We start from the raw sequence: 18712 nt of genomic DNA, 5'->3' as shown, positions 1-18712 counted from the left end.
GCGTGAGGATCAGCTCGTTCGGCGATCCCTGGTACAGGTAGCCGCCGCGGCGGGCGCACCGAGCATTTTCTGCGCCCCGAGCGACCCGCCGGCGCCGCCGAGGTTCTCGACGATCACCATCTGGCCCAGTGCCTTGCCGAGCGGGCGCTCGACGACGCGCGCGATCGCGTCGGACAGCCCGCCGGCCGGGTACGGCACCATCAGGTTCACCGGCTTGAGCGCCCGAGCTCGTCGAGCTCGAGCTGGCGCCGCGGCTCGACGCGAACGCGCGCTTCGGCCTCGTCACGCTGGCCGGGCGCGCCGAGGCGCACCTGCTGCCGATGCTGCGCGCGCTGGTGGCCACGCACCTGCGCGACTGACGCACCGTGTGGGCTCGCGCGGGATTGCGCGTGCGGGCGGCGGCCACGACGCTGTGGCCGATGCGATGGCCGCTGCCTGCGAAGCGGCGGCCGCCGTCGGCGGCTGGACCCGGCCGACCCGGCTCGCTGCCTTCGTGCGCGACCGGCCGTCGCGGCGCGTGTGGCTCAGCCCCCGCCCGTCAGCCGGTAGACGAGCAGGTGGTAGGTCTTGTAGCGCTCGAACACCTCGCGGCTGCGGAACCCCGAAAAGTACTTGTAGTTCGCCTTCGCGAGCTTCTTGCGCAGCAGCCAGAACCCGATGCGGCTCGTCAGCGGGTGGTTCTCGCTGAGGTAGCGGCGCAGCGTCAGGCCGGCCGGCTTCAGGCGGTTCATCAGCAAGTCGTTGAGCAGCTCGAGGTTCGGGCTGACGCGCTGCGTGATGTCGACGTCCTTCACGAGCTCGAACGGCGCCTGCGCGATGCGCGCCTGGAACTCGCGCCAGCGGTGGCCGCCCTTGAAGCTGCGGTCGCCGGGGCCGCCGTCGCCGTCGGCGTCGGTCTTGAAGAAGTCGCAGATCAGCATCGTGCCGCCGGGCTTGAGCATCTCCGGCACGCGCGTCAGCGACGACGCCAGCGCGATGTACTGGAAGCTCTCGCTGAACAGCGCCACGTCGTAGCCGCGCACGTCGTCGGGCAGGTCCTCGAAGCGGCACTCGTACAGGCGCGGCGCGCGGCCGCGGTGGCCCTCGAGGCGCCGGCGCACCGCGCGCGCGAGGTCCGCCGCCGGCACGACGCCGTCGACCTCGTAGCCGCGGTCGAGCAGCTGGCGCAGCAGGTGGCCGGTGCCGCAGCCGATGTCGAGCACGCGCGCCGGCGCCGGCGGCAGCTCGGCGATCAGCATGTCGTTGTAGCGCTGCTGCGCGATGCCGATGTTCGCGAGCTTGAGCTCGAGGTCGCCGTCCCACAGGCCGTAGTGCAGGTCCTCGACGTCGAGCAGCTGCTTGGCCAGGACGAGGCCGAGTTCCTTGCTGTCCATGCGTGCGTGCGCTGTGCCGCCGGCAGGCGGCTTGTCTCCTGCGCGGCATTGTCGCCGCGCCGTGCGCGCCGCGGCGGCGCGCTCAGCCGCCGGCGTCGTAACGCCGCCCGAGCGCCATCAGCTCGGGCGTGCCGATCACGGCGTTCAGCCCGTCGAAGTCGAGCATGCGCTCGCGCCACGGTGCCGTCGTGCCGTGCGCGGCCAGGCTCGCGTAGTAGCCCTGCAGCGCGTGCGCGAGCGCGCGCACCGCACCACCGGGGAAGATCGCGACGCGAAAGCCGCGCTGCTGCAGTTCGGCCGCCGACTGCACCGGCGTCTTGCCGCCCTCGACCATGTTGGCCAGCAGCGGCGTGCGGTGCGCGAAGCGCGCGCACGCGGCATCCATCTGCGCCGGCGTGCGCAGCGCCTCGATGAAGAGGGCGTCGACGCCGCACTCGAGGTAGCGCTCGGCGCGCTCGAACGCGGCGTCGATGCCCTCGACGGCCAGCGCGTCGGTGCGTGCGAGGATCAGCGTGCGCTCGCTCGCGCGCGCGTCGAGCGCGGCGCGCAGCTTGCCGCACATCTCGGCCACGGGCACGACGGCCTTGCCGTCGAGGTGGCCGCAGCGTTTCGGGAAGGTCTGGTCCTCGAGCTGGATCATCGCCGCGCCCGCGCGCTCGAAGCCGCGCACGGTGCGCTGCACGTTCAGCGCGTTGCCGAAGCCGGTGTCGGCGTCGACGATCACCGGCACGCGCACGCGCTCGGTGATGCGCGCGAGCGTGTCGGCGACTTCGGGGTAGGTCGTGAGCCCGACGTCGGAGCGGCCGAGCCGCGTGTACGCGATGGCCGCGCCGCTGAGGTACAGCGCCTCGAAGCCGGCCTGCTCGGCCAGCAGCGCCGACAGCGCGTCGTAGACGCCCGGCGCGAGCAGCAGCCGCGTGTCGGCCAGACGCTGCTTCAGGTTCATGCGGCCTCCAGCAGCTCGCGCGCCGTGTGCGCGGCGATGTACCCGCCGGCCACGGCGCTGAGCAGCCCGTTGCCCGAGAGATACCCCCACACGGCGTTGCCCGAGACGCCGCGCGCCGCGCCGCCGGCAGCGAGCAGGTTCGGGTGCACGCTGCCGTCGGTGCGGCGCGCGCGGCAGCGCGCGTCGATGTCGAGGCCGCCTTGCGTGTGGAACAGCGCGCCGGTGACCTTGATCGCGTACAGCGGCGGCGCGAGCGGGCGGCGTGCGCTGGCCAGCGTGTCGGCCAGCGTCTGCGCGTCGCAGCCGATCACGACGGCCAGCGCGTCGATGCTGTCGGCGCGCCGCAGCGCACCGGCGGTCTCCGCGTCGCGGAAGTCGGGAAACGTGCGGCCGAGTGCGAGCAGCCGTTCGTCGAACACATTCCACGCGACGCCGCCCGGCTGTGCGAGCACGTGCACCGCGGCCTCGGAATAGCCCTGGGTCTCGTCGTGGAAGCGGCGCCCGTGCGCGTTGACCTGGATGCCGCCTTCGGCCATCAGCGCCCACGTGATCAGCACACCCTGCGGCACGGCCCACGAGCCGTGGCCCTGGTAGCCGCCGAGGTCGGCGAGCGCCAGCCCCAGCGGGCGCGCCCACGCGATCGCGCTGCCGTCGTTGCCGACGTGCCCGGCGTAGGTCGCGTCGCGCATTTCGGGCAGCAGCTCGGCGACCAGCGCGCGGTGGCCGCCGAAGCCGTTGCAGGCCAGCAGCAGCACGTCGCATGCGAGGTGCTCGACGCCGCCATCGGGACGGGTGTAGCCGACGCCAAGCACCCGATCGCCATCGCCGACCCACAGCTCGCGCACCAGCGCGTCGGTGACGAGCATCGCACCGGCGCGCTCGGCTGCCGCCGTCAGCGCGCCGACCAGCGCCGCGCCGGTGCGCGCGGGCAGCGTGTGCATGCGGCGCACCGAATGGCCGGGGTAGAGAAAGCCGTCGAGCAGCTCGAAGGCCAGCCCGTGACGCTGCTGCAAGGCGTCGAGCGCCGGCGCGATCGCCTCGGTGTACGCGCGCACCAGGTGCGGCGCCGCGGTGCCGTGCGCCTTGGCCTGGATGTCGGCGGCGAAGCGCTCGGGGCTGTCGTCGACACCGGCCGCGCGCTGCACCGCGGTGCCGGCGGCCGGCACGAAGCCCGACGACAACGCGGTGGAGCCCTGCGGCACCGCGTCGCGCTCGAGCAGCACGCAGTCGATGCCGGCATCGCGCAGCCTCAATGCCGCGGTCAGACCGCACGCGCCGGCGCCGACGATGGCCACCGGCACCGCCGGCGTGCCGGCGGGCATCGCCGCGGCGCGCACGACGCGCGGCTCGTCGCTCGGGGTCATGCCGTCGGGCGGTGCAGGTACTGGCCGCGCGGCTTGCCGAGCACCTCGCCGTTCTCGTAGATCTTGTGGCCGCGCAGGAAGGTCGCGTCGACGCGCGCCGACAGCTCGAGCCCCTCGAACGGCGTGTAGCCCTGCGTCGACGGCGACTCCGACGCACGGATCGTCCACGTCTTGGCCGGGTCGACGATCGCGATGTCGGCGTCGAAACCCTCGGCGAGGTCGCCCTTGCGGTTCAGGCCGTAGCGCTGCGCCGGGTTCCAGCTCGTCACACGTGCCATGTGGTTGTAGCCCATGCCGCGCTTCGTGCCTTCGCTGACGAGCGCGGGCAGCAGGTACTCGGTGCCGCCGAAGCCGCTCTTGGCCATCCAGATGTTGCCGAAGTAGTGCTTCGGCACCTTCATCTCCTGGCGGCAGCACGCGTGGTCGCTGACGACCCAGTCGAGCTCGCCGGCCAGCAGCGCCTCCCACAGGTATTCGACGTCGTCGCGCGGACGGATCGGCGGGTTGACCTTGGCCAGTTCCCCGGCCTTCGAGGTGATGTCGAGGATCAGGTGGCCGATCGTCACCTCGCGCCGGAAGTCGATGTGCGGGAACACCTCGGCCATCATCAGCGCGGCCTGCACCGCCTTCTTCGAGCTCAGGTGCAGCAGGTTGATGTTGGGCAGCGCCGTCTCGTGTGCGAGGTAGCTGGCGATGAACACCGCGAGCCCTTCCGAGTGCGGCGGCCGCGACGCGCTGTAGGCGGCCAGGCCCTTGAGGCTCTTGTCCTTCTCGACCAGCCTGGTGTAGGCCGTCATGATCTCGGGTGTCTCGCAGTGCAGGCTCAGCGAGATCTGGCGCGCCTTGTCGGGGAAGCGCTCGCGCGCGGCCTGCAGGCCGCGCATGATGAACTCGAAGTGCGCGAGGTCGTAGCGCTCGTCCTCGCCGATCATCAGGAAGTCGCGCTGGCTGTCGCTGCGCCCGTGCAGGCCGTGCGAGCCGTAGAACATGAAGATCTTGAAGCTCGCGACGCCGTGCTTGTCGATCAGCATCGGGATCTCGTCGATGTGCTCGCGCGCGATCGGCGCGAGGTGGTAGCCGTAGTCGACGTGGAAGCGACCCTTGCTGATCTTCAGCACCTCGGGGAAGAACTTCTTGTATGCGCCGCCCTTGTTCAGGTAGTACTGGCCGGTGCGGAAGTAGTTCAGGCTCGAAGTGACGCCACCCATCGCGGCGGCCTTGCTCTCGGTGACCGCATCCTCGGCCAGCGGCGAGTAGATGCCGCTGTGCATGTGCGCGTCGACCACGCCGGGGAAGGCCAGCCGTCCCTTGCCGTCGTAGACCGTCTTCGCGCGCGTCGCGTCGATGCCGGGCGCGATCTTCGCGATGCGCTCGCCGGCCACGGCGATGTCGGCGTCGAAGACGACGTTGCCGTGCGGCCGCACGACGCGCACGTTCTTGATCAGCAGGTCGAACTCGGGTGTGCTCATGGGTTCTCCGTGCGGCGCGGGTTCGCGAAGCGCGCCTTCAGTTGGGGCAGCAGGCCGCCGGCTTCGACCATCTCGAGCAGGAAGCCGGGGATCGGTTCGCAGGCCAGCACCTCGCCGCTGGCGCGCACGACGCGGCCGGCGCGCGCGTCGAACGAGATCGTCTCGCCGTCGACGAGGCGCTCGGCCTGCGGGCACGTCAGCAGCAGCAAGCCGACGTTGAACGCGTTGCGGAAGTACAGGCCGCTGTAGCTCGGCGCGATCACGGCAGCCACGCCGAGGTGCACGAGCACGCTGGCGGCCTGCTCGCGCGACGAGCCGATGCCGAAGTTGGGGCCGGCGACGATCACGTCGCCCGCACGCACGCCGCGCGCGAAGTCGGGGCGCACCGTCTCGAGGCAGTGACGCGCGATCACGTCGAGCCCGTGCTTCATCGCGTGGCCGGGCGCGAGCTGGTCGGTGTCGATGTCGGCGCCCAGGCGCCAGACGGTGTGGCGCGCGGCGGCGCTCACGCCAGCAGCTCCCGTGCGTCGGCGATGCGCCCGTGCACGGCTGACGCGGCCACCGTGTACGGCGAGCCGAGGAACACGCGCGCCGACGCGGCACCCATGCGGCCCTTGAAGTTGCGCGCCGTCGACGAGATCACGGTGCTGCCCTCGGGGATCGCACCGCCGTAGCCGGCGCAGGCGCCGCACGCGCTGGGCAGCAGCGTCGCGCCGGCGTCGAGCAGCGCCTGCATCGTGCCCTCGCGCTCGGCGGCCTCGCGGTCCTTGACGCTCGCGGGGGCGACCATCAGCTGCACGCCGGCGGCCACGCGCCGGCCGCGCAGCACGCGCGCGGCGGCGCGCAGGTCGTCGAGCTTGGCGCCGGTGCACGCGCCGATGTAGGCGACGTCGACCTTCGTCGGCTCGAGGTCGTCGACGCCGCGCACGTTCGCCGGGCTGTGCGGCAGCGCAACCTGCGGCGCGAGCGCCGACGCGTCGAAGCCGTGGCGCACGCCGGGGGCGTCCTCGTCGCTCGTCCAGCGCGCGAGTTCGTCGTCGGTGACGTCGACGCCGACCTCGCGCAGCCACGCCTGCGTCGTCGCGTCGGGCGCCACCAGCCCGACCTGCGCGCCGAGCTCGGCGCTCATGTTGCACAGCGTCATCCGCTCGGCCATCGACAGCGCCGCCACCGCCTCGCCGCAGTACTCGACGGCCTGGTACTGGCCGCCGTTCATGCCGAAGCGCGCGAGCATCGCGAGCATCATGTCCTTCGCGCTCACGCCCGGTGCCAGCCGTCCGATCCAGCGCATGAAGATCGTCTGCGGGACCTTGAGCCAGATCTCGCCGGTCGTCACGACGCCGAGCATCTCGGTCGCGCCGATGCCGAACATGTAGGCGCCGAACGCGCCGCCGGTGGGCGAGTGCGAGTCGCCGCCGACGCAGAACATCCCCGGACGCAGGTGCCCGCCCTGCGGCAGCACGACGTGGCAGATGCCCTCGCCGTCGTGCACGTGCGGCAGCGCCTGCGTGCGCGCCCAGTCGCGCGCGATCGCGACGATGCGCCGCGACTCGTCGTCGTGCGCGGGCAGGTAGTGGTCGATCACGAGCACCACCTTGCGCTTGTCCCAGATCGGCGCGCCGAGCTCGGCGAGCATCGGCGCGAGCCGGCGCGGGCCGCTCGAGTCGTGGAACATCGCGAGGTCGACGCGGCACGTCACGATCTCGCCCGGCGTCACGTGCGCGCGGCCCGCCGCGCGCGCGACGAGTTTCTGCGCCAGCGTCTGCGGGGAGCGCGTCGCGTCCATCGTCACAGCCCCAGGTAGGCCTGCTTCAGCTCGGCGCTGGCGAGCAGCTCGGCCGGCCGCCCGGCGAAGCGCACCGCGCCGTTCTCGAGCACGTAGGCGCGGTCGGCGATCTCGAGCGACTGGCCGACGTTCTGCTCGACGAGCAGCACCGCCAGACCCTCCTCGTGCAGGCGCCGGATCAGCGCGAACATCTCCTCGACGAGCAGCGGCGACAGCCCCAGCGACGGCTCGTCGAGGATCAGCAGCCGCGGCTCGGCCATCAGACCGCGGCCGATCGCCAGCATCTGCTGCTCGCCGCCGCTCATCGTGCCGGCCTTCTGCGCGCGCCGCTCGGCCAGCCGCGGGAACGTCGCAAACACGCGCTCGAGATTGGCGGCGCGCCGCTCGCGCCCGCGCGTGAACGAGCCGAGCTCGAGGTTCTCGAGCACCGTCAGGTTCGGGAAGATCTTGCGCCCCTCGGGCACCTGGATCAGCCCGGCCTTGACGACGTCGCGGTAGTGCGCGCGGGTCAGCTCGCGGCCGTCGAACGACACCCGGCCGCCCCACGCCGGCACGATGCCGCACACCGTGTTGTTCAGCGTCGACTTGCCGGCGCCGTTGCTGCCCAGCAGCGCGACGATCTCGCCGTCGTGCACCTGCAGGTCGACGCCGCGCAGCACCTCGACGCGGCCGTAGCCGCCGCGCAGGCCTCGGATGTCGAGCAGGGCCGTCATGACGCTTGTCGCCCCCGCAGCCGCGCCGCGGTGCCGTGGCCCAGGTAGGCCTCGATCACGCGCTCGTCGGCCGTCACCTGCGCCGGCGTGCCGCTGGCGATCAGCTGCCCCTGCGCGAGCACCCACACGTGTTCGGCCAGATTCATCACGGCCTGCATCACGTGCTCGATCATCAGCACCGTGACGCCGCTTTGCGCGATGCCGCGTACGACGGGGATCATCTCGGCGATCTCCTGCGGGTTCAGCCCGGCGAGCACCTCGTCGAGCAGCAGCAGCTTGGGCCGTGTGGCCAGCGCGCGCGCGAGCTCGAGCCGCTTGCGCCCGGCCACCGTCAGGTCGGCGGCGGGCTTGTCGAGCTGCGGCGCCAGGCCCACCTGCTGCGCGACGCGCTCGGCGGCGGCCAGCGCCGCGGCGCGCTTCGGCTCGTGCAGGTGCGCGCCCACCGCGATGTTCTCGCGCACCGTCTGCGCCGCGAACGGCTGCACGATCTGGAACGTGCGCGTCATGCCGGCGCGCGCGTTCAGGTGCGGCGCGCGGCCGGTGACGTCGATGCCGTCGAACACGACGCGGCCGCTGTCGGGAACGAGGAAGCCCGACATCAGCGCGAACAGCGTGGTCTTGCCGGCGCCGTTGGGGCCGATCAGCGCCGTCAGCGTGCCCGGGCGCACCGTCAGGCTCACGTCCTGCACCGCGCGCAGGCCGCCGAAGGCGATCGACAGGCCCTGCAGGTCGAGCAGCGCGCGCTCAGCCACGGTCGCGCCTCCACAGTTCGCGCACCGAGCGGCCCATGCCCGACAGCCCGCGCGGCAGGAACATCACGATCAGCACCAGCACCGTGCCGTAGATCACCATGTTCAGCCCCGGCAGCTGGCCGAACAGGTTGCGCGTCAGGTCGGCGAGCAGGTGCAGCACGAGGGCGCCGAGCACCGGCCCCCACAGCGTGCCCATGCCGCCGACGATCGCGCCGACCAGCGCCTCGACCGACACGTGCGGACCGAACGCGATCGACGGGTCGATGTACTGGAACACCTGCAGGTAGAACGCGCCGGCCGCGCCCATGAACGCGCCCGACAGCGTGATCGCGCCGAGCTTGGTACGGTACGGGTCGACGCCCACCGCGCGCGCGGCGTCCTCGTTGTCGCGCACCGCCTGCAGCTGCGCGCCGAAGCGCGAGTGGCGCAGCCACGCGGTGACGAGCAGCGCTGCGACGACGAAGCCGAGCACGACGCCGATGTAGCCCTTGCGCGAGCCGAACTGCAGGTTGGCGACCGATTCGCGCAGCGGCAGCATCAGCCCGACGCCGCCGCCGGTGAACTCGACCGACACCGCGAGGATGCGGAACACCTCGGCGAACGCCAGCGTGACGAGCGCGAAGTACGACCCCTTGAGCCCGTAGCGGAACGTCAGCGCGCCGACGGCCAGGCCCACGGCGCCGGCGACGACGACGGCCAGCGCCAGCGCGACCCACGCGTTGAGCCCGCCCTGCAGCTGCGCGATCGCCTGCACGTAGGCGCCGCAGCCGAAGAAGAGGGCGTGGCCGAACGAGAACTGTCCGCCGTAGCCGCCGAGCAGGTTCCACGCCTGCGCGAGCAGTGCGGCGTACAGCGTCAGCATCACGAACGTGAGCCACACGCCCGAGTCGAGCGCCCAGGTCAGCAGCGCGACGCCGGCGGCGAACGCGGCGATGGCGGCGAGGTCGCGTCCCATCGTCGTCAGGCCCTTGCGCCGAACAGGCCCTGCGGGCGGAACAGCAGCACCGCGATGAAGATCGCGAAGATGCCGATCTGGCCGAGCGACTCGCCGAGGAACAGGCCGCCGAGCGACTCGACGACGCCGATCAGCAGGCCGCCGACCAGCGCGCCGGCGAAGCTGCCCATGCCACCGAGCACGACGATCGTGAACGCGACGAGCACGAAGCCGCTGCCGACCTGCGGGTTGACGTAGTACGCCGGCAGCAGGAAGCACGCCGCGGCGCCGAGGCAGGCCAGCCCGATGCCGAAGCTCATCGCGTAGACGTGATCGACGTCGATGCCCATCAGCTTCGCGCCGTGCTTCTCCTTGGCCACCGCGCGGATCGCGCGGCCGAGGTCGGTGCGCGTGACGATCCACAGCAGGACGGCCGACGTGACCAGCGCGCCGGCGAAGGCCACGAGCTTCGGCAGCGCGATGAACGCGGGACCGATCGGCACGGTGGTCAGCGTGTAGGCGGTCTCGATCGTGCGCGTGTCGCTCTTGAACAGCATCAGCGCGACGTTTTCGAGCACGATCGACAGCCCGAGCGTGACGAGCAGGATGTTCTCGTCCTTGCCGTGGCTCGCGCGGTTGACGATGCCGCGCTGCAGCGCGTAGCCGAGCGCGAACATGCCCGGCACCACGAGCGGCAGCGCCAGGTACGGGTCGATGCCCCAGTGCGTCTTGAGCAGGTACACGGCGTACAGCGCGACCATCAGCGACGCGCCATGTGCGAAGTTGATGATGTGCAGCACGCCGTAGATCAGCGTCAGCCCGAGCGCGATCAGCGCGTAGACCGCACCGGTCGTCAGGCCGTTGAGCAGCGACGGAAAGAGGATGCCGAAGTCGAGCACGGGCAAGGACGGTGAAGCAGCCGCCGGCGCCTCGCGGCGCCGACGAGCCGATCGAGCGGCCGCCGCGGATCCGGCTTGGCCGGTCCGCTGGCGGCGCCCCCTGGGGGGAGGCGGCCGCCAGGCCGCTTCGGGGGGGTCAACTCTTGAGCGGGAAGATCGGCTCCACCTCGCGGTACTCGCGCGGCACGATGACCTTGATGTCGCCGCCGACGACCTGCGTCATCAGCGGCTGCGCGCCCTGGTTCTGGCCATTGACGAACTTTGTCGGCCCGTACGGCATGATGTGGTCGGCGAACGTGCTCTTCTCGAGCGCGTCGATGATCGCGGCGCGGTCGGCGCTCTTCGCGCGCTCGATCGCGTCGGCGAGCAGCATCGTCGCCGTGTAGGCCATGAAGACCTCGTAGGTGAAGAACAGCCCCTTGGCCTCGACGCGCTTGCGCAGCGCGGCGCTCTTCGGGTTCTTCGGGTTGAACCAGTGGTTGCAGTCGATGATGCCGTTGGCCGCGTCGGGGAACTCCTTCAAGAACTTGTAGCTCGACGCGGCGCCGCCGAGCACGCTGTAGATCGCCTTCGGCACGACGCGCTGCTGCTGCATCGTGCGCACGAGCAGCGCGTACTCGTTGTAGTAGTTGGCCGGGATCACGATGTCGGGGTTCACCGACTTCATGCGCAGCACGATGTTGTTGAAGTCGCGCGTCGGGTTGGCGTGCTTGATGATTTCCTTGACCTCGAAGCCGAAGCCCGGCAGCTCGCGCGCGAGCAGGTTCGCGGTGCCGGTGCCGAACAGGCTCTCCTCGTGGATGATCATCACCGTCTTGGCCGGCTTGCCCGCCACCGTGTTGAGCACGTGCAGGTTGTTGACCGCGACCTGCGCGCAGGTGCGGTAGCCGGGGCCGAAGCGGAACGTGTTCTTCAGGCCGCGCTCGACGATCTGGTCGGCCACGCCGACGTCGACGACGTGCGGCAGGTTGTACTTGGCCGCGGCCTGCGTCGTGGCCAGGCAGATCGCGCTGGCGAACGCGCCGACGACCGCCGAGCAGCCCGCCTCGTTCATCTTCTCGACCTCGGCGGCGCCGGCCTGCGGCGTGCTCTGCGCGTCGCCGAGCATGACCTCGAGCTTGGCACCGCCGAGCGACTTGATGCCGGTCTTGTTGATGTCCTCGATCGCGAGCAGCGCGCCTTCGCGGCACTGCTGCCCCGAGAACGCGAGCGCGCCGGTGACCGGGTGCAGGATGCCGACCTTGACCGGCCGCGGCTGCGCGCCTCCGATCAGCGGGAACGCGAGGGCGGAGGCCCCGGCGGCGGTGTGCTGCAGGAACTGGCGACGGTTGCTCATGGTGTGCGCTCCTCGGGCAGGGTGGGGGGTCAATGGAACTGCGCGGACAGCTCGGTGCTGACCCACAGCTTGGCGTCGATGCTGCCGACGCGGGACAACTGCATGCGGTACTGGTAGCGGTCGGGGCGGTACAGGCCGTGCAGCCACTGCACCGGGCGCTCGGCCTCGTCGCGCACCAGGCGCGTGACGGCCAGCAGCGCCGAGCCGACCGGCACGTCGAGGTGGCGCGCGGTGGCTGCGTCGGCGAGCTGCGCCGAGATCGTCTGCACCGCGCTGCCGATGCGCACGCCCGAGGCTTCGAGCAGTACGAGCAGCGGCTTGCGGCCGAGCTCGCGCCGGCCGAAGCCCGCGGCGAGGTCGGCCGGCACGTGCGTCGTGATCAGCGACAGCGGCCCCTGCGCCGTCGAGCGCACGCGCACCGCCTTCTGCACCGGCGTGCCAGGCGCGAGCTGCAGCGCGGCGGCGACCTCGTCGTCGGCGGCGAGCGTCTCGCACGACAGCACCTTGACCGACGTGCGCAGGCCCATGTTGACGATGTTCTCGAGCAGCCCGGTGAGTCGTGCGCCGGCGCCGCGCGCGTCGGCAGCCGCCGGCATGCGCGGTGTCGTGCCGCGGCCGGGCGCGCGCTCGATCAGCCCTTCGTTCTCGAGCTGCTCGAGCGCCTTGCGCACCGTCACGCGCGCGACGCCGAACTGGTCGGCCAGCGCCAGCTCGCCGGGCAGGCCGTCGGCGAAGCGACCCTCCTGCAGCTGCTCGCGCAGCACCAGGTAGATCTGGTGGTACTTCGGCAACGGAAGGCTGGTGCCCATCGGCGGGCATCTGACCACTGTCCTAATGTCCTGTCAATAGGACAAATGCAGCGGCTGGCTGCGGGTTTGCCCTTGGGTCGGGCGGCTCGTGCATCACAGGCGCCGTATCGCGGCGCCGCGCGGCAGCGGTGCGCGTTCAGCGCCCCGACAGGCCGGCCACGGCCTGGTGCGCCGCGTCGAGCCCCTGCTCGACGACGCGCCGCTTCCAGGCGTCGGTGTCGGTGTAGAACGCATCGCGCACGCGGCGCTTGATCGTCGCGCGCAGTGCGTCGTCTTCGACCTCGGGGTGGTTCTCGAGCCACTGGTCGGCGCGCAGCGCGTCGATCACTTCGGCCACCGGCACGGTGCCGTACTCCAGTGCGATGCCGGTGTACTCGGCCTGCGGGCACTCGTCGTAGGCGGCGAGCCACATCAGCCCGGTCAGCAGCGCCGACGTCGAGCTGCCGTCGTAGATCGACGTCACACCATCACCCCACCACGCGCGTGCGCGCGCCAGCGCGGCGGGGTCGTCGCGGCAGGCGAAGATGCGCTCGCCCACACCGCTCGGGCCCAGGCCCGTGTGCAGGTCGATCCAGCCCAGCCGTGTGCAGCGCTGCGCCTGCTCCTGCAGCACGTGGCGCAGCGTCACGTGGCTCCAGGTCGGCGCGCGCCCGCCATAGAACAGGCCCTGCGGGTGGTCGTACTGGCCGCCGGTCACGGCGGCCTGCAGTGCGCGCTCGCCGTGCTGCGCCGCGTAAGCCATCAGCTCGGCCTGCACCTCGGGCGCGGGCGGCCAGGTCGGCGGCACGATCAGGTGCGCGAGCCGGTCGTACGCCTCGTTGCGCGGCAGCGGGCGGTGGAAGTCGTGGAAGTTGCGGTTCAGGTCGACGTTTTCGTGCGTCGTGCGCCGCCACCACGAGAAGCCCCACGGGTTCAGCGCGTGCAGGTACAGCACCGCAACGCCCGCGCGCTGCGCCGCGGCGTGGAACGACGCGTCGGCGAGCAGCGCGCCTTGCACGCCCGAGCCGCAGAAGCCCTCGACGCCGTGGCAGCCGCTGCTGACGATCAGCAGCGCCGGCGCGTCGTGCGCGCCGAAGCGCGCGACGTCGAGCGCCAGCGCCTCGCCGTCGCGGCCGCGCAGCGGGTGCATGCGGCTATGCACCTCGAGCCCCGCGTCCTCGGCGGCGGCGAGGAACTTGCGTCGCGCCTCGGCGTAGCTCTGCGCGAAGAAGCGGCTCGCGTCCATCGCCGCCACGTCAGCCGCGCGGCGTCGCGAGCCACTTCTCGGCCAGCCGCACCCACAGCGTCGCGCCGAGCGGGATCAGCTCGTCGTTGAAGTCGTAGTGCGGGTTGTGCAGCGTGCACGGGCCCAGGCCGTGCACGTGGTCGCTGTAGGCCTCGCGGTGTGCGCCGTCGCCGTTGCCGATCACGAAGTACGCGCCGGGCTTCTCGAGCAGGAAGTAGCTGAAGTCCTCGGCGCCCATCGTCGGCTCGAACTCGAGCGTGTTCTCGGGCCCGACGACGTCGCGCATCACGCCGCGCACGAAGTCGGCCTCGGCCTTGTGGTTGATCGTCGGCGGGTAGTTGCGGCGGAACTCGAAGCGGCACTCGGCGCCGAACGCGGCACAGGTGTGCTCGGCGATCTCCTTCATGCGCCGCTCGATCAGGTCGAGCACTTCAAGGGTGAAGGTGCGCACCGTGCCCTGGATCTCGCAGCGGTCGGGCACGACGTTGGTCGCCTCGCCGGCGTGGATCATCGTCACCGAGATCACGGCGGCGTCGGTCGGCTTCTTGTTGCGCGTGACGATGGTCTGGAACGCCTGCACCATCTGGCACGCCACCGGCACCGGGTCGATGCCGTTGTGCGGCAGCGCCGCGTGTGCGCCGCGGCCGGTGACCGTGATGCGGAACTCGTTGCTCGACGCCATCGCGGGGCCGTCGCACACCGCGAACTGGCCCACCTTCAGGCCCGGCCAGTTGTGCATGCCGAAGACGGCTTCCATCGGGAACTTGTCGAACAGGCCGTCTTTGATCATCTCGCGCGCGCCGCCGCCGCCTTCCTCGGCCGGCTGGAAGATCAGGTAGACGGTGCCGTCGAAGTCGCGGTGCCGCGCGAGGTGCCGCGCGGCGGCCAGCAGCATCGCGGTGTGGCCGTCGTGTCCGCAGGCGTGCATCTTGCCAGGGTGCTTGCTCGCGTGCGCGAAGGTGTTGTGCTCGGTCATCGGCAGCGCATCGATGTCGGCGCGCAGCCCGACGGCGCGGTTCGACGTGCCGTTCTTCACGATGCCGACGACGCCGGTCGTGCCGAGTCCGCGGTGGATCGGGATGCCCCAGTCGGTCAGCGCCTTCGCGATCACGTCGGCGGTGCGGCGCTCCTCGAAGCACAGCTCGGGGTGGGCGTGGATGTCGCGGCGGATCGCGGTGATCGCGGCCGCGTCGGCGAGGATCGATTCGATGAGTTGCATGGCGTGTCTCCTGCGCGGTCGATCTTACGCGGGGGCTGCCGCGGGCATGAACCCCGCGCGCCGATGTCCCCCGTCGCGTCGGCCTAAACTGGTCGCCGGTTCGCAGGAGTCCCGCGATGACGCAGATCCCCTCCGCTGCCGAGCGGCCGCAGCCGCGGCTGGGTGACCAATGGCAGTTCGCGACGCGCGTGGTCGGCGGTGCGTCGCCGCTGGTCCTCGACCACGTCGTGCGCGAGCTGCGCCCCGACGGCGGCTGGACCATCGCGGTGCGCAAGGCCGGCAGCGACGACCCGTGGCTCATGCAGGTGTTCGACGCCGAGTTCAACCGCGTCGCGCGCGAGCTGATGCCCGGCGAGTCGATGCGCTACACGCCGGCGTTCCCGCTGTTTCGCTTCCCGCTCGAGCCGGGGCGGCGCTGGAAGGCCGCCGTCGAGCAGCGCCAGGACGGCGAGCCGGGGCACCGCATCGTCGAGGTCGACGCGCGCGTCGTCGGCCCGGAAGCCGTCGAGGTGCCGGCCGGACGTTTCGACGCGTGGCGCATCGAGGCCGTGCACCTGGCCGGCGGCGTGCGCATCGACACTGTCTACTGGTACGCCCCGCGCGCCAAGCGCTCGGTGCGCGGCGTCGAGAAGAGCCGTTCGGCGCAGGGCACGAGCGAGCTCGTCTACGAGCTGCAGTCGCTGCGGCTGGTCTGACGATGAATGCCGAAGCCATGCGCGTGGTGCGCGGCGCCTGCCCGCACGACTGCCCCGACACCTGCGCGCTCGTCGTGACGGTCCAGGGCGGCCGCGCGGTGCGCGTGCAGGGTGCGGCCGACCACCCGCCGACCGGCGGGGTCCTCTGCACCAAGGTCAGCCGCTACGCCGAACGCACGCACCACCCGGACCGGCTGCTGCACCCGATGAAGCGCGTCGGCCGCAAGGGCGAGGGGCGCTTCGCGCGCATCTCGTGGGACGAGGCGCTGGACACCGTCGCGGCGCGGCTGAAAGCCATCGCCGCGCGCGACGCACAGGCCGTCGTGCCGTACAGCTATGCCGGCACGATGGGGCTGCTGCAGGGCGAGTCGATGGCGGCGCGCTTCTTCCACCGCCTGGGCGCCAGCCGGCTGGACCGCACGATCTGCGCCAGCGCCGGCGGCGAGGCGCTGGCCGCGACCTACGGCGGCAAGCTCGGCATGCACCTGCGCTTCTTCGCGCAGTCGAAGCTGATCCTGATCTGGGGCAGCCACAGCATCGCGTCGAACCTGCACTTCTGGACGCTCGCGCAGCAGGCCAAGCGCGCCGGCGCCAAGCTGTGGTGCATCGACCCACGGCGCACCGAGACGGCCGACAAGTGCCACCGCCACCTCGCGCTGCGCCCCGGCACCGACGGCGCGCTGGCGCTGGCGCTGATGCACGAGCTGATCGCGCACGGCTGGCTCGACCACGACTACATCGACCGCCACGTCGACGGGTTCGACAAGCTCGCCGAGCGCGCGCGGCCGTGGCCGCCCGAGCGCGCCGCGGCCGTGTGCGGCGTACCGGCCGACGACATCCGCGAGCTCGCGCGCGACTACGGCACGACGCAGCCGGCGGCGATCCGCCTGAACTACGGCATGCAGCGTGTGGCCGGCGGCGGCAACGCGGTGCGGCTCGTCGCGCTGCTGCCTTGCCTCGTCGGCGCGTGGCGCCATGCAGCCGGCGGCCTGCTGCTGTCGAGCTCGGGCTGGGCCGCGCCGTTCCGCGACGACGCCGCGCTGCAGCGGCCCGACCTCCTCGCGGGCCGGCGGCCGCGCACCGTCAACATGAGCACGATCGGCGACGCGCTGCTGCACCCCGGTGGCGGCGCGTTCGGCCCGCGCATCGACGCGCTCGTCGTCTACAACAGCAACCCGGTCGCGGTCGCGCCCGAGTCGCGCAAGGTCGTGGCCGGTTTCGCGCGCGAGGACCTGTTCACCGTCGTGCTCGAGCAGTTCCAGACCGACACGGCAGACTTTGCCGACATCGTGCTGCCGGCCACGACGCAGCTCGAGCACCTCGACGTGCACACCAGCTACGGCCACACCGACGTGCTGATCAACGAGCCGGCGATCGCTCCGCTCGGCGAGGCGAAGCCCAACACGCAGATCTTCCGCGAACTCGCCGCGCGCATGGGCTTTGCCGAGCCCTGCTTCGCCGAAGACGACGAAGCCTTGCTGCGCCAGGCGCTCAAGGGCATCGACCTCGACGGGCTGCGCGTGCGCGGCTGGGCGAGCCTGCCGCTGCCCGACGCGCCGTTCGCCGACGGCGGCTTTCGCACGCCGTCGGGCAAGGCGGTGGTCGACGCGCCGGGGCTGGGCGTGCCCGACTTCGTGCCGAACCACGAGTGCGCCGAAGCCGCCCCGGAGCTCGCGGCGCGCTACCCGCTGGCGATGATCTCGCCGCCGGCGCGGCACTTCCTGAACTCGACCTTCGTCAACGTCGCGAGCCTGCGCGCGATCGAGGGTGAACCCACGCTCGAGATCCACCCCGACGATGCGGCGCCGCGCGGCATCGCCAGCGGCGCCGTCGTGCGCGTGTTCAACGACCGCGGCACGCACCGCTGCCGCGCCGAGGTGACGACGCGCGCGCGCCCCGGCGTCGTCGTCGGGCTGGGCATCTGGTGGCGCAAGCTCGGGCTCGACGGCACCAACGTCAACGAGCTGACGAGCCAGCGGCTGACCGACCTCGGCCGCGCGCCGACGTTCTACGACTGCCTGGTCGAGGTGGCGGTCGACACCCCCGCCGCGGCTTGAAGCGCGCCGCGACGATCGCGCTCGTGGCCGGCCTGTCGCTCACCGGTGCTGCCGCCGTCGCGCTCGCGGCGGCGTGCCTGACGGCCGGCTGCGCCAGCGTCGGCTACTACGCGCAGGCGGTCGGCGGCCACGTCGACCTGCTCAACCGTGCGCGCCCGGTGGCCGACGTGATCGCCGACGACGCGACGCCGCCGGCGCTGCGCGAGCGGCTCGCGCTCGCGCAGCGCATCCGCGACTTCGCGGTCGCCGAGCTGGCGCTGCCCGACAACCGCAGCTACCGCCGCTTTGCCGACCTGCAGCGCCCCGCGGCGGTGTGGAACGTCGTCGCGGCGCCCGAGCTGTCGCTCGCGCTCAAGACCTGGTGTTTCCCGGTCGTCGGCTGCGTCGGCTACCGCGGCTATTACGACCGCGCGGCGGCCGACGCGCTGGCTGCGCAGCTGCGCGCCGACGGCTGGGAGGTGCTGGTCTACGCGGTGCCGGCGTACTCGACGCTGGGCCGGCTCGAGTGGCTCGGCGGCGACCCGCTGCTGTCGACCTTCATCCACTGGCCCGAGGGGGAGCTGGCGCGGCTGATCTTCCACGAGCTCGCGCACCAGGTCGTCTACGCCGCCGGCGACACGACGTTCAACGAGTCGTTCGCGACCGCCGTCGAGCGGCTGGGCGGTGCGCGCTGGCTCGAGCGCCACGCCAGCGCCGCGGCGCGCGACGAGTACGCCGCGTTCGACGCGCGCCGCCGCCAGTTCCGCGCGCTGACGCTGGCCGCGCGCCGCGAGCTCGAGGCGGTGTACGCGAGCGCGGCCGACGACGACGCCATGCGCGCCGCGAAGGCCGACGTGTTCGCGCGCCTGCGCGCCGACCACGAGCGCCTGAAGCGCGAAGAGTGGGGCGGCTTCACCGGCTACGACGGCTGGTTTGCGCGCGCCAACAACGCGGCGCTGGGCGTGCAGGCGGCGTACGACGAGTTCGTGCCGGCGTTCGAGCGTCTGTTCGACGCCGCCGGCGGCGACTTCGCGCGCTTCTATGCCGAGGTGCGCCGTCTGGCCGACTTGCCGAAGGCCGAGCGGCACGCGACACTGCGCGCCGCCGTGGCCACCGCCGCCGGGGGCGCGGCCGCCCAATAGGGGGAAGAGGGGGA

General features: G+C 72.2%; 18 protein-coding genes. 3 read left to right on the top strand and 15 right to left on the bottom strand.

Features of this window, described 5'->3' with window-relative positions; all coding sequences use genetic code 11:
* Positions 1 to 9 precede the first annotated feature (9 nt).
* The 15 genes from MOJ79_RS18960 to MOJ79_RS10165 all read right to left on the bottom strand — a co-directional run bounded on the left by MOJ79_RS18960 (position 10) and on the right by MOJ79_RS10165 (position 14825).
* Entirely contained in the window at positions 10 to 210 is a 201-nt protein-coding gene (locus MOJ79_RS18960) for a hypothetical protein (RefSeq protein ID WP_442863108.1), read from the bottom strand.
* 314 nt (positions 211 to 524) lie between these two features.
* Entirely contained in the window at positions 525 to 1373 is an 849-nt protein-coding gene (locus MOJ79_RS10230) for a class I SAM-dependent methyltransferase (RefSeq protein ID WP_241924073.1), read from the bottom strand.
* Positions 1374 to 1455: 82 nt separating this feature from the next.
* Positions 1456 to 2319, bottom strand: a complete 864-nt coding sequence (locus MOJ79_RS10225; RefSeq protein WP_241924072.1) for an isocitrate lyase/PEP mutase family protein — start codon at positions 2317 to 2319, stop codon at positions 1456 to 1458.
* On the bottom strand, positions 2316 to 3683 hold the full coding sequence (locus MOJ79_RS10220) for an FAD-dependent oxidoreductase (protein WP_241924071.1): 1368 nt from the start codon (positions 3681 to 3683) through the stop codon (positions 2316 to 2318). The genes MOJ79_RS10225 and MOJ79_RS10220 overlap by 4 nt, the downstream gene beginning before the upstream one ends.
* A complete protein-coding gene (locus MOJ79_RS10215; protein WP_241924070.1) occupies positions 3680 to 5152 on the bottom strand; it encodes a dihydroorotase in 1473 nt (490 codons plus the stop codon). Before MOJ79_RS10215 ends, MOJ79_RS10220 begins: the two co-directional genes overlap by 4 nt.
* Positions 5149 to 5661, bottom strand: coding sequence for a LeuD/DmdB family oxidoreductase small subunit (locus MOJ79_RS10210; protein ID WP_241924069.1), 513 nt, complete (start codon positions 5659 to 5661; stop codon positions 5149 to 5151). Before MOJ79_RS10210 ends, MOJ79_RS10215 begins: the two co-directional genes overlap by 4 nt.
* Entirely contained in the window at positions 5658 to 6938 is a 1281-nt protein-coding gene (locus MOJ79_RS10205) for a 3-isopropylmalate dehydratase large subunit (protein WP_241924068.1), read from the bottom strand. Before MOJ79_RS10205 ends, MOJ79_RS10210 begins: the two co-directional genes overlap by 4 nt.
* A 2-nt stretch (positions 6939 to 6940) precedes the next feature.
* On the bottom strand, positions 6941 to 7651 hold the full coding sequence (locus tag MOJ79_RS10200) for an ABC transporter ATP-binding protein (RefSeq protein WP_241924067.1): 711 nt from the start codon (positions 7649 to 7651) through the stop codon (positions 6941 to 6943).
* Positions 7648 to 8403 carry an ABC transporter ATP-binding protein gene (locus tag MOJ79_RS10195; RefSeq protein ID WP_241924066.1) on the bottom strand — a complete coding sequence of 252 codons (756 nt, stop codon included), beginning with the start codon at positions 8401 to 8403 and terminating at the stop codon, positions 7648 to 7650. Before MOJ79_RS10195 ends, MOJ79_RS10200 begins: the two co-directional genes overlap by 4 nt.
* A complete protein-coding gene (locus MOJ79_RS10190; RefSeq protein ID WP_241924065.1) occupies positions 8396 to 9358 on the bottom strand; it encodes a branched-chain amino acid ABC transporter permease in 963 nt (320 codons plus the stop codon). Before MOJ79_RS10190 ends, MOJ79_RS10195 begins: the two co-directional genes overlap by 8 nt.
* 5 nt (positions 9359 to 9363) lie before the next feature.
* The gene (locus MOJ79_RS10185) at positions 9364 to 10236 is read right to left on the bottom strand and encodes a branched-chain amino acid ABC transporter permease (protein ID WP_241924121.1); all 873 of its coding nucleotides are present in this window, start codon (positions 10234 to 10236) and stop codon (positions 9364 to 9366) included.
* A 136-nt stretch (positions 10237 to 10372) separates the two neighbouring features.
* Positions 10373 to 11572, bottom strand: coding sequence for an ABC transporter substrate-binding protein (locus tag MOJ79_RS10180; RefSeq protein ID WP_241924064.1), 1200 nt, complete (start codon positions 11570 to 11572; stop codon positions 10373 to 10375).
* 29 nt (positions 11573 to 11601) lie between these two features.
* Positions 11602 to 12381, bottom strand: a complete 780-nt coding sequence (locus MOJ79_RS10175; RefSeq protein WP_241924063.1) for a GntR family transcriptional regulator — start codon at positions 12379 to 12381, stop codon at positions 11602 to 11604.
* Between the two features lie 136 nt (positions 12382 to 12517).
* Positions 12518 to 13606, bottom strand: a complete 1089-nt coding sequence (locus MOJ79_RS10170) for a M14 family metallopeptidase (protein ID WP_241924062.1) — start codon at positions 13604 to 13606, stop codon at positions 12518 to 12520.
* Between the two features lie 10 nt (positions 13607 to 13616).
* Positions 13617 to 14825, bottom strand: a complete 1209-nt coding sequence (locus tag MOJ79_RS10165) for a M20 aminoacylase family protein (protein ID WP_241924061.1) — start codon at positions 14823 to 14825, stop codon at positions 13617 to 13619.
* 116 nt (positions 14826 to 14941) lie between these two features.
* Here MOJ79_RS10165 and MOJ79_RS10160 point away from each other — a divergent pair, with 116 nt between their 5' ends.
* Genes MOJ79_RS10160 through MOJ79_RS10150 form a run of 3 tightly spaced genes read left to right on the top strand, consistent with a single transcriptional unit; the run spans position 14942 to position 18698 of the window.
* Positions 14942 to 15520, top strand: coding sequence for a hypothetical protein (locus MOJ79_RS10160; RefSeq protein WP_241924060.1), 579 nt, complete (start codon positions 14942 to 14944; stop codon positions 15518 to 15520).
* Between the two features lie 2 nt (positions 15521 to 15522).
* Complete coding sequence (locus MOJ79_RS10155) at positions 15523 to 17577, top strand: molybdopterin-containing oxidoreductase family protein (RefSeq protein ID WP_241924059.1); 2055 nt, start codon at positions 15523 to 15525, stop codon at positions 17575 to 17577.
* A complete protein-coding gene (locus tag MOJ79_RS10150) occupies positions 17574 to 18698 on the top strand; it encodes an aminopeptidase (RefSeq protein ID WP_442863107.1) in 1125 nt (374 codons plus the stop codon). Before MOJ79_RS10155 ends, MOJ79_RS10150 begins: the two co-directional genes overlap by 4 nt.
* Positions 18699 to 18712 lie beyond the last annotated feature (14 nt).

The organism is Calidifontimicrobium sp. SYSU G02091 (assembly GCF_022631395.1).
Classification (GTDB): Bacteria; Pseudomonadota; Gammaproteobacteria; order Burkholderiales; family Burkholderiaceae_C; genus Calidifontimicrobium; species Calidifontimicrobium sediminis.
Note: the sequence above shows the minus strand (reverse complement) of the source record. Positions and strands in the feature narration are given on the sequence as shown.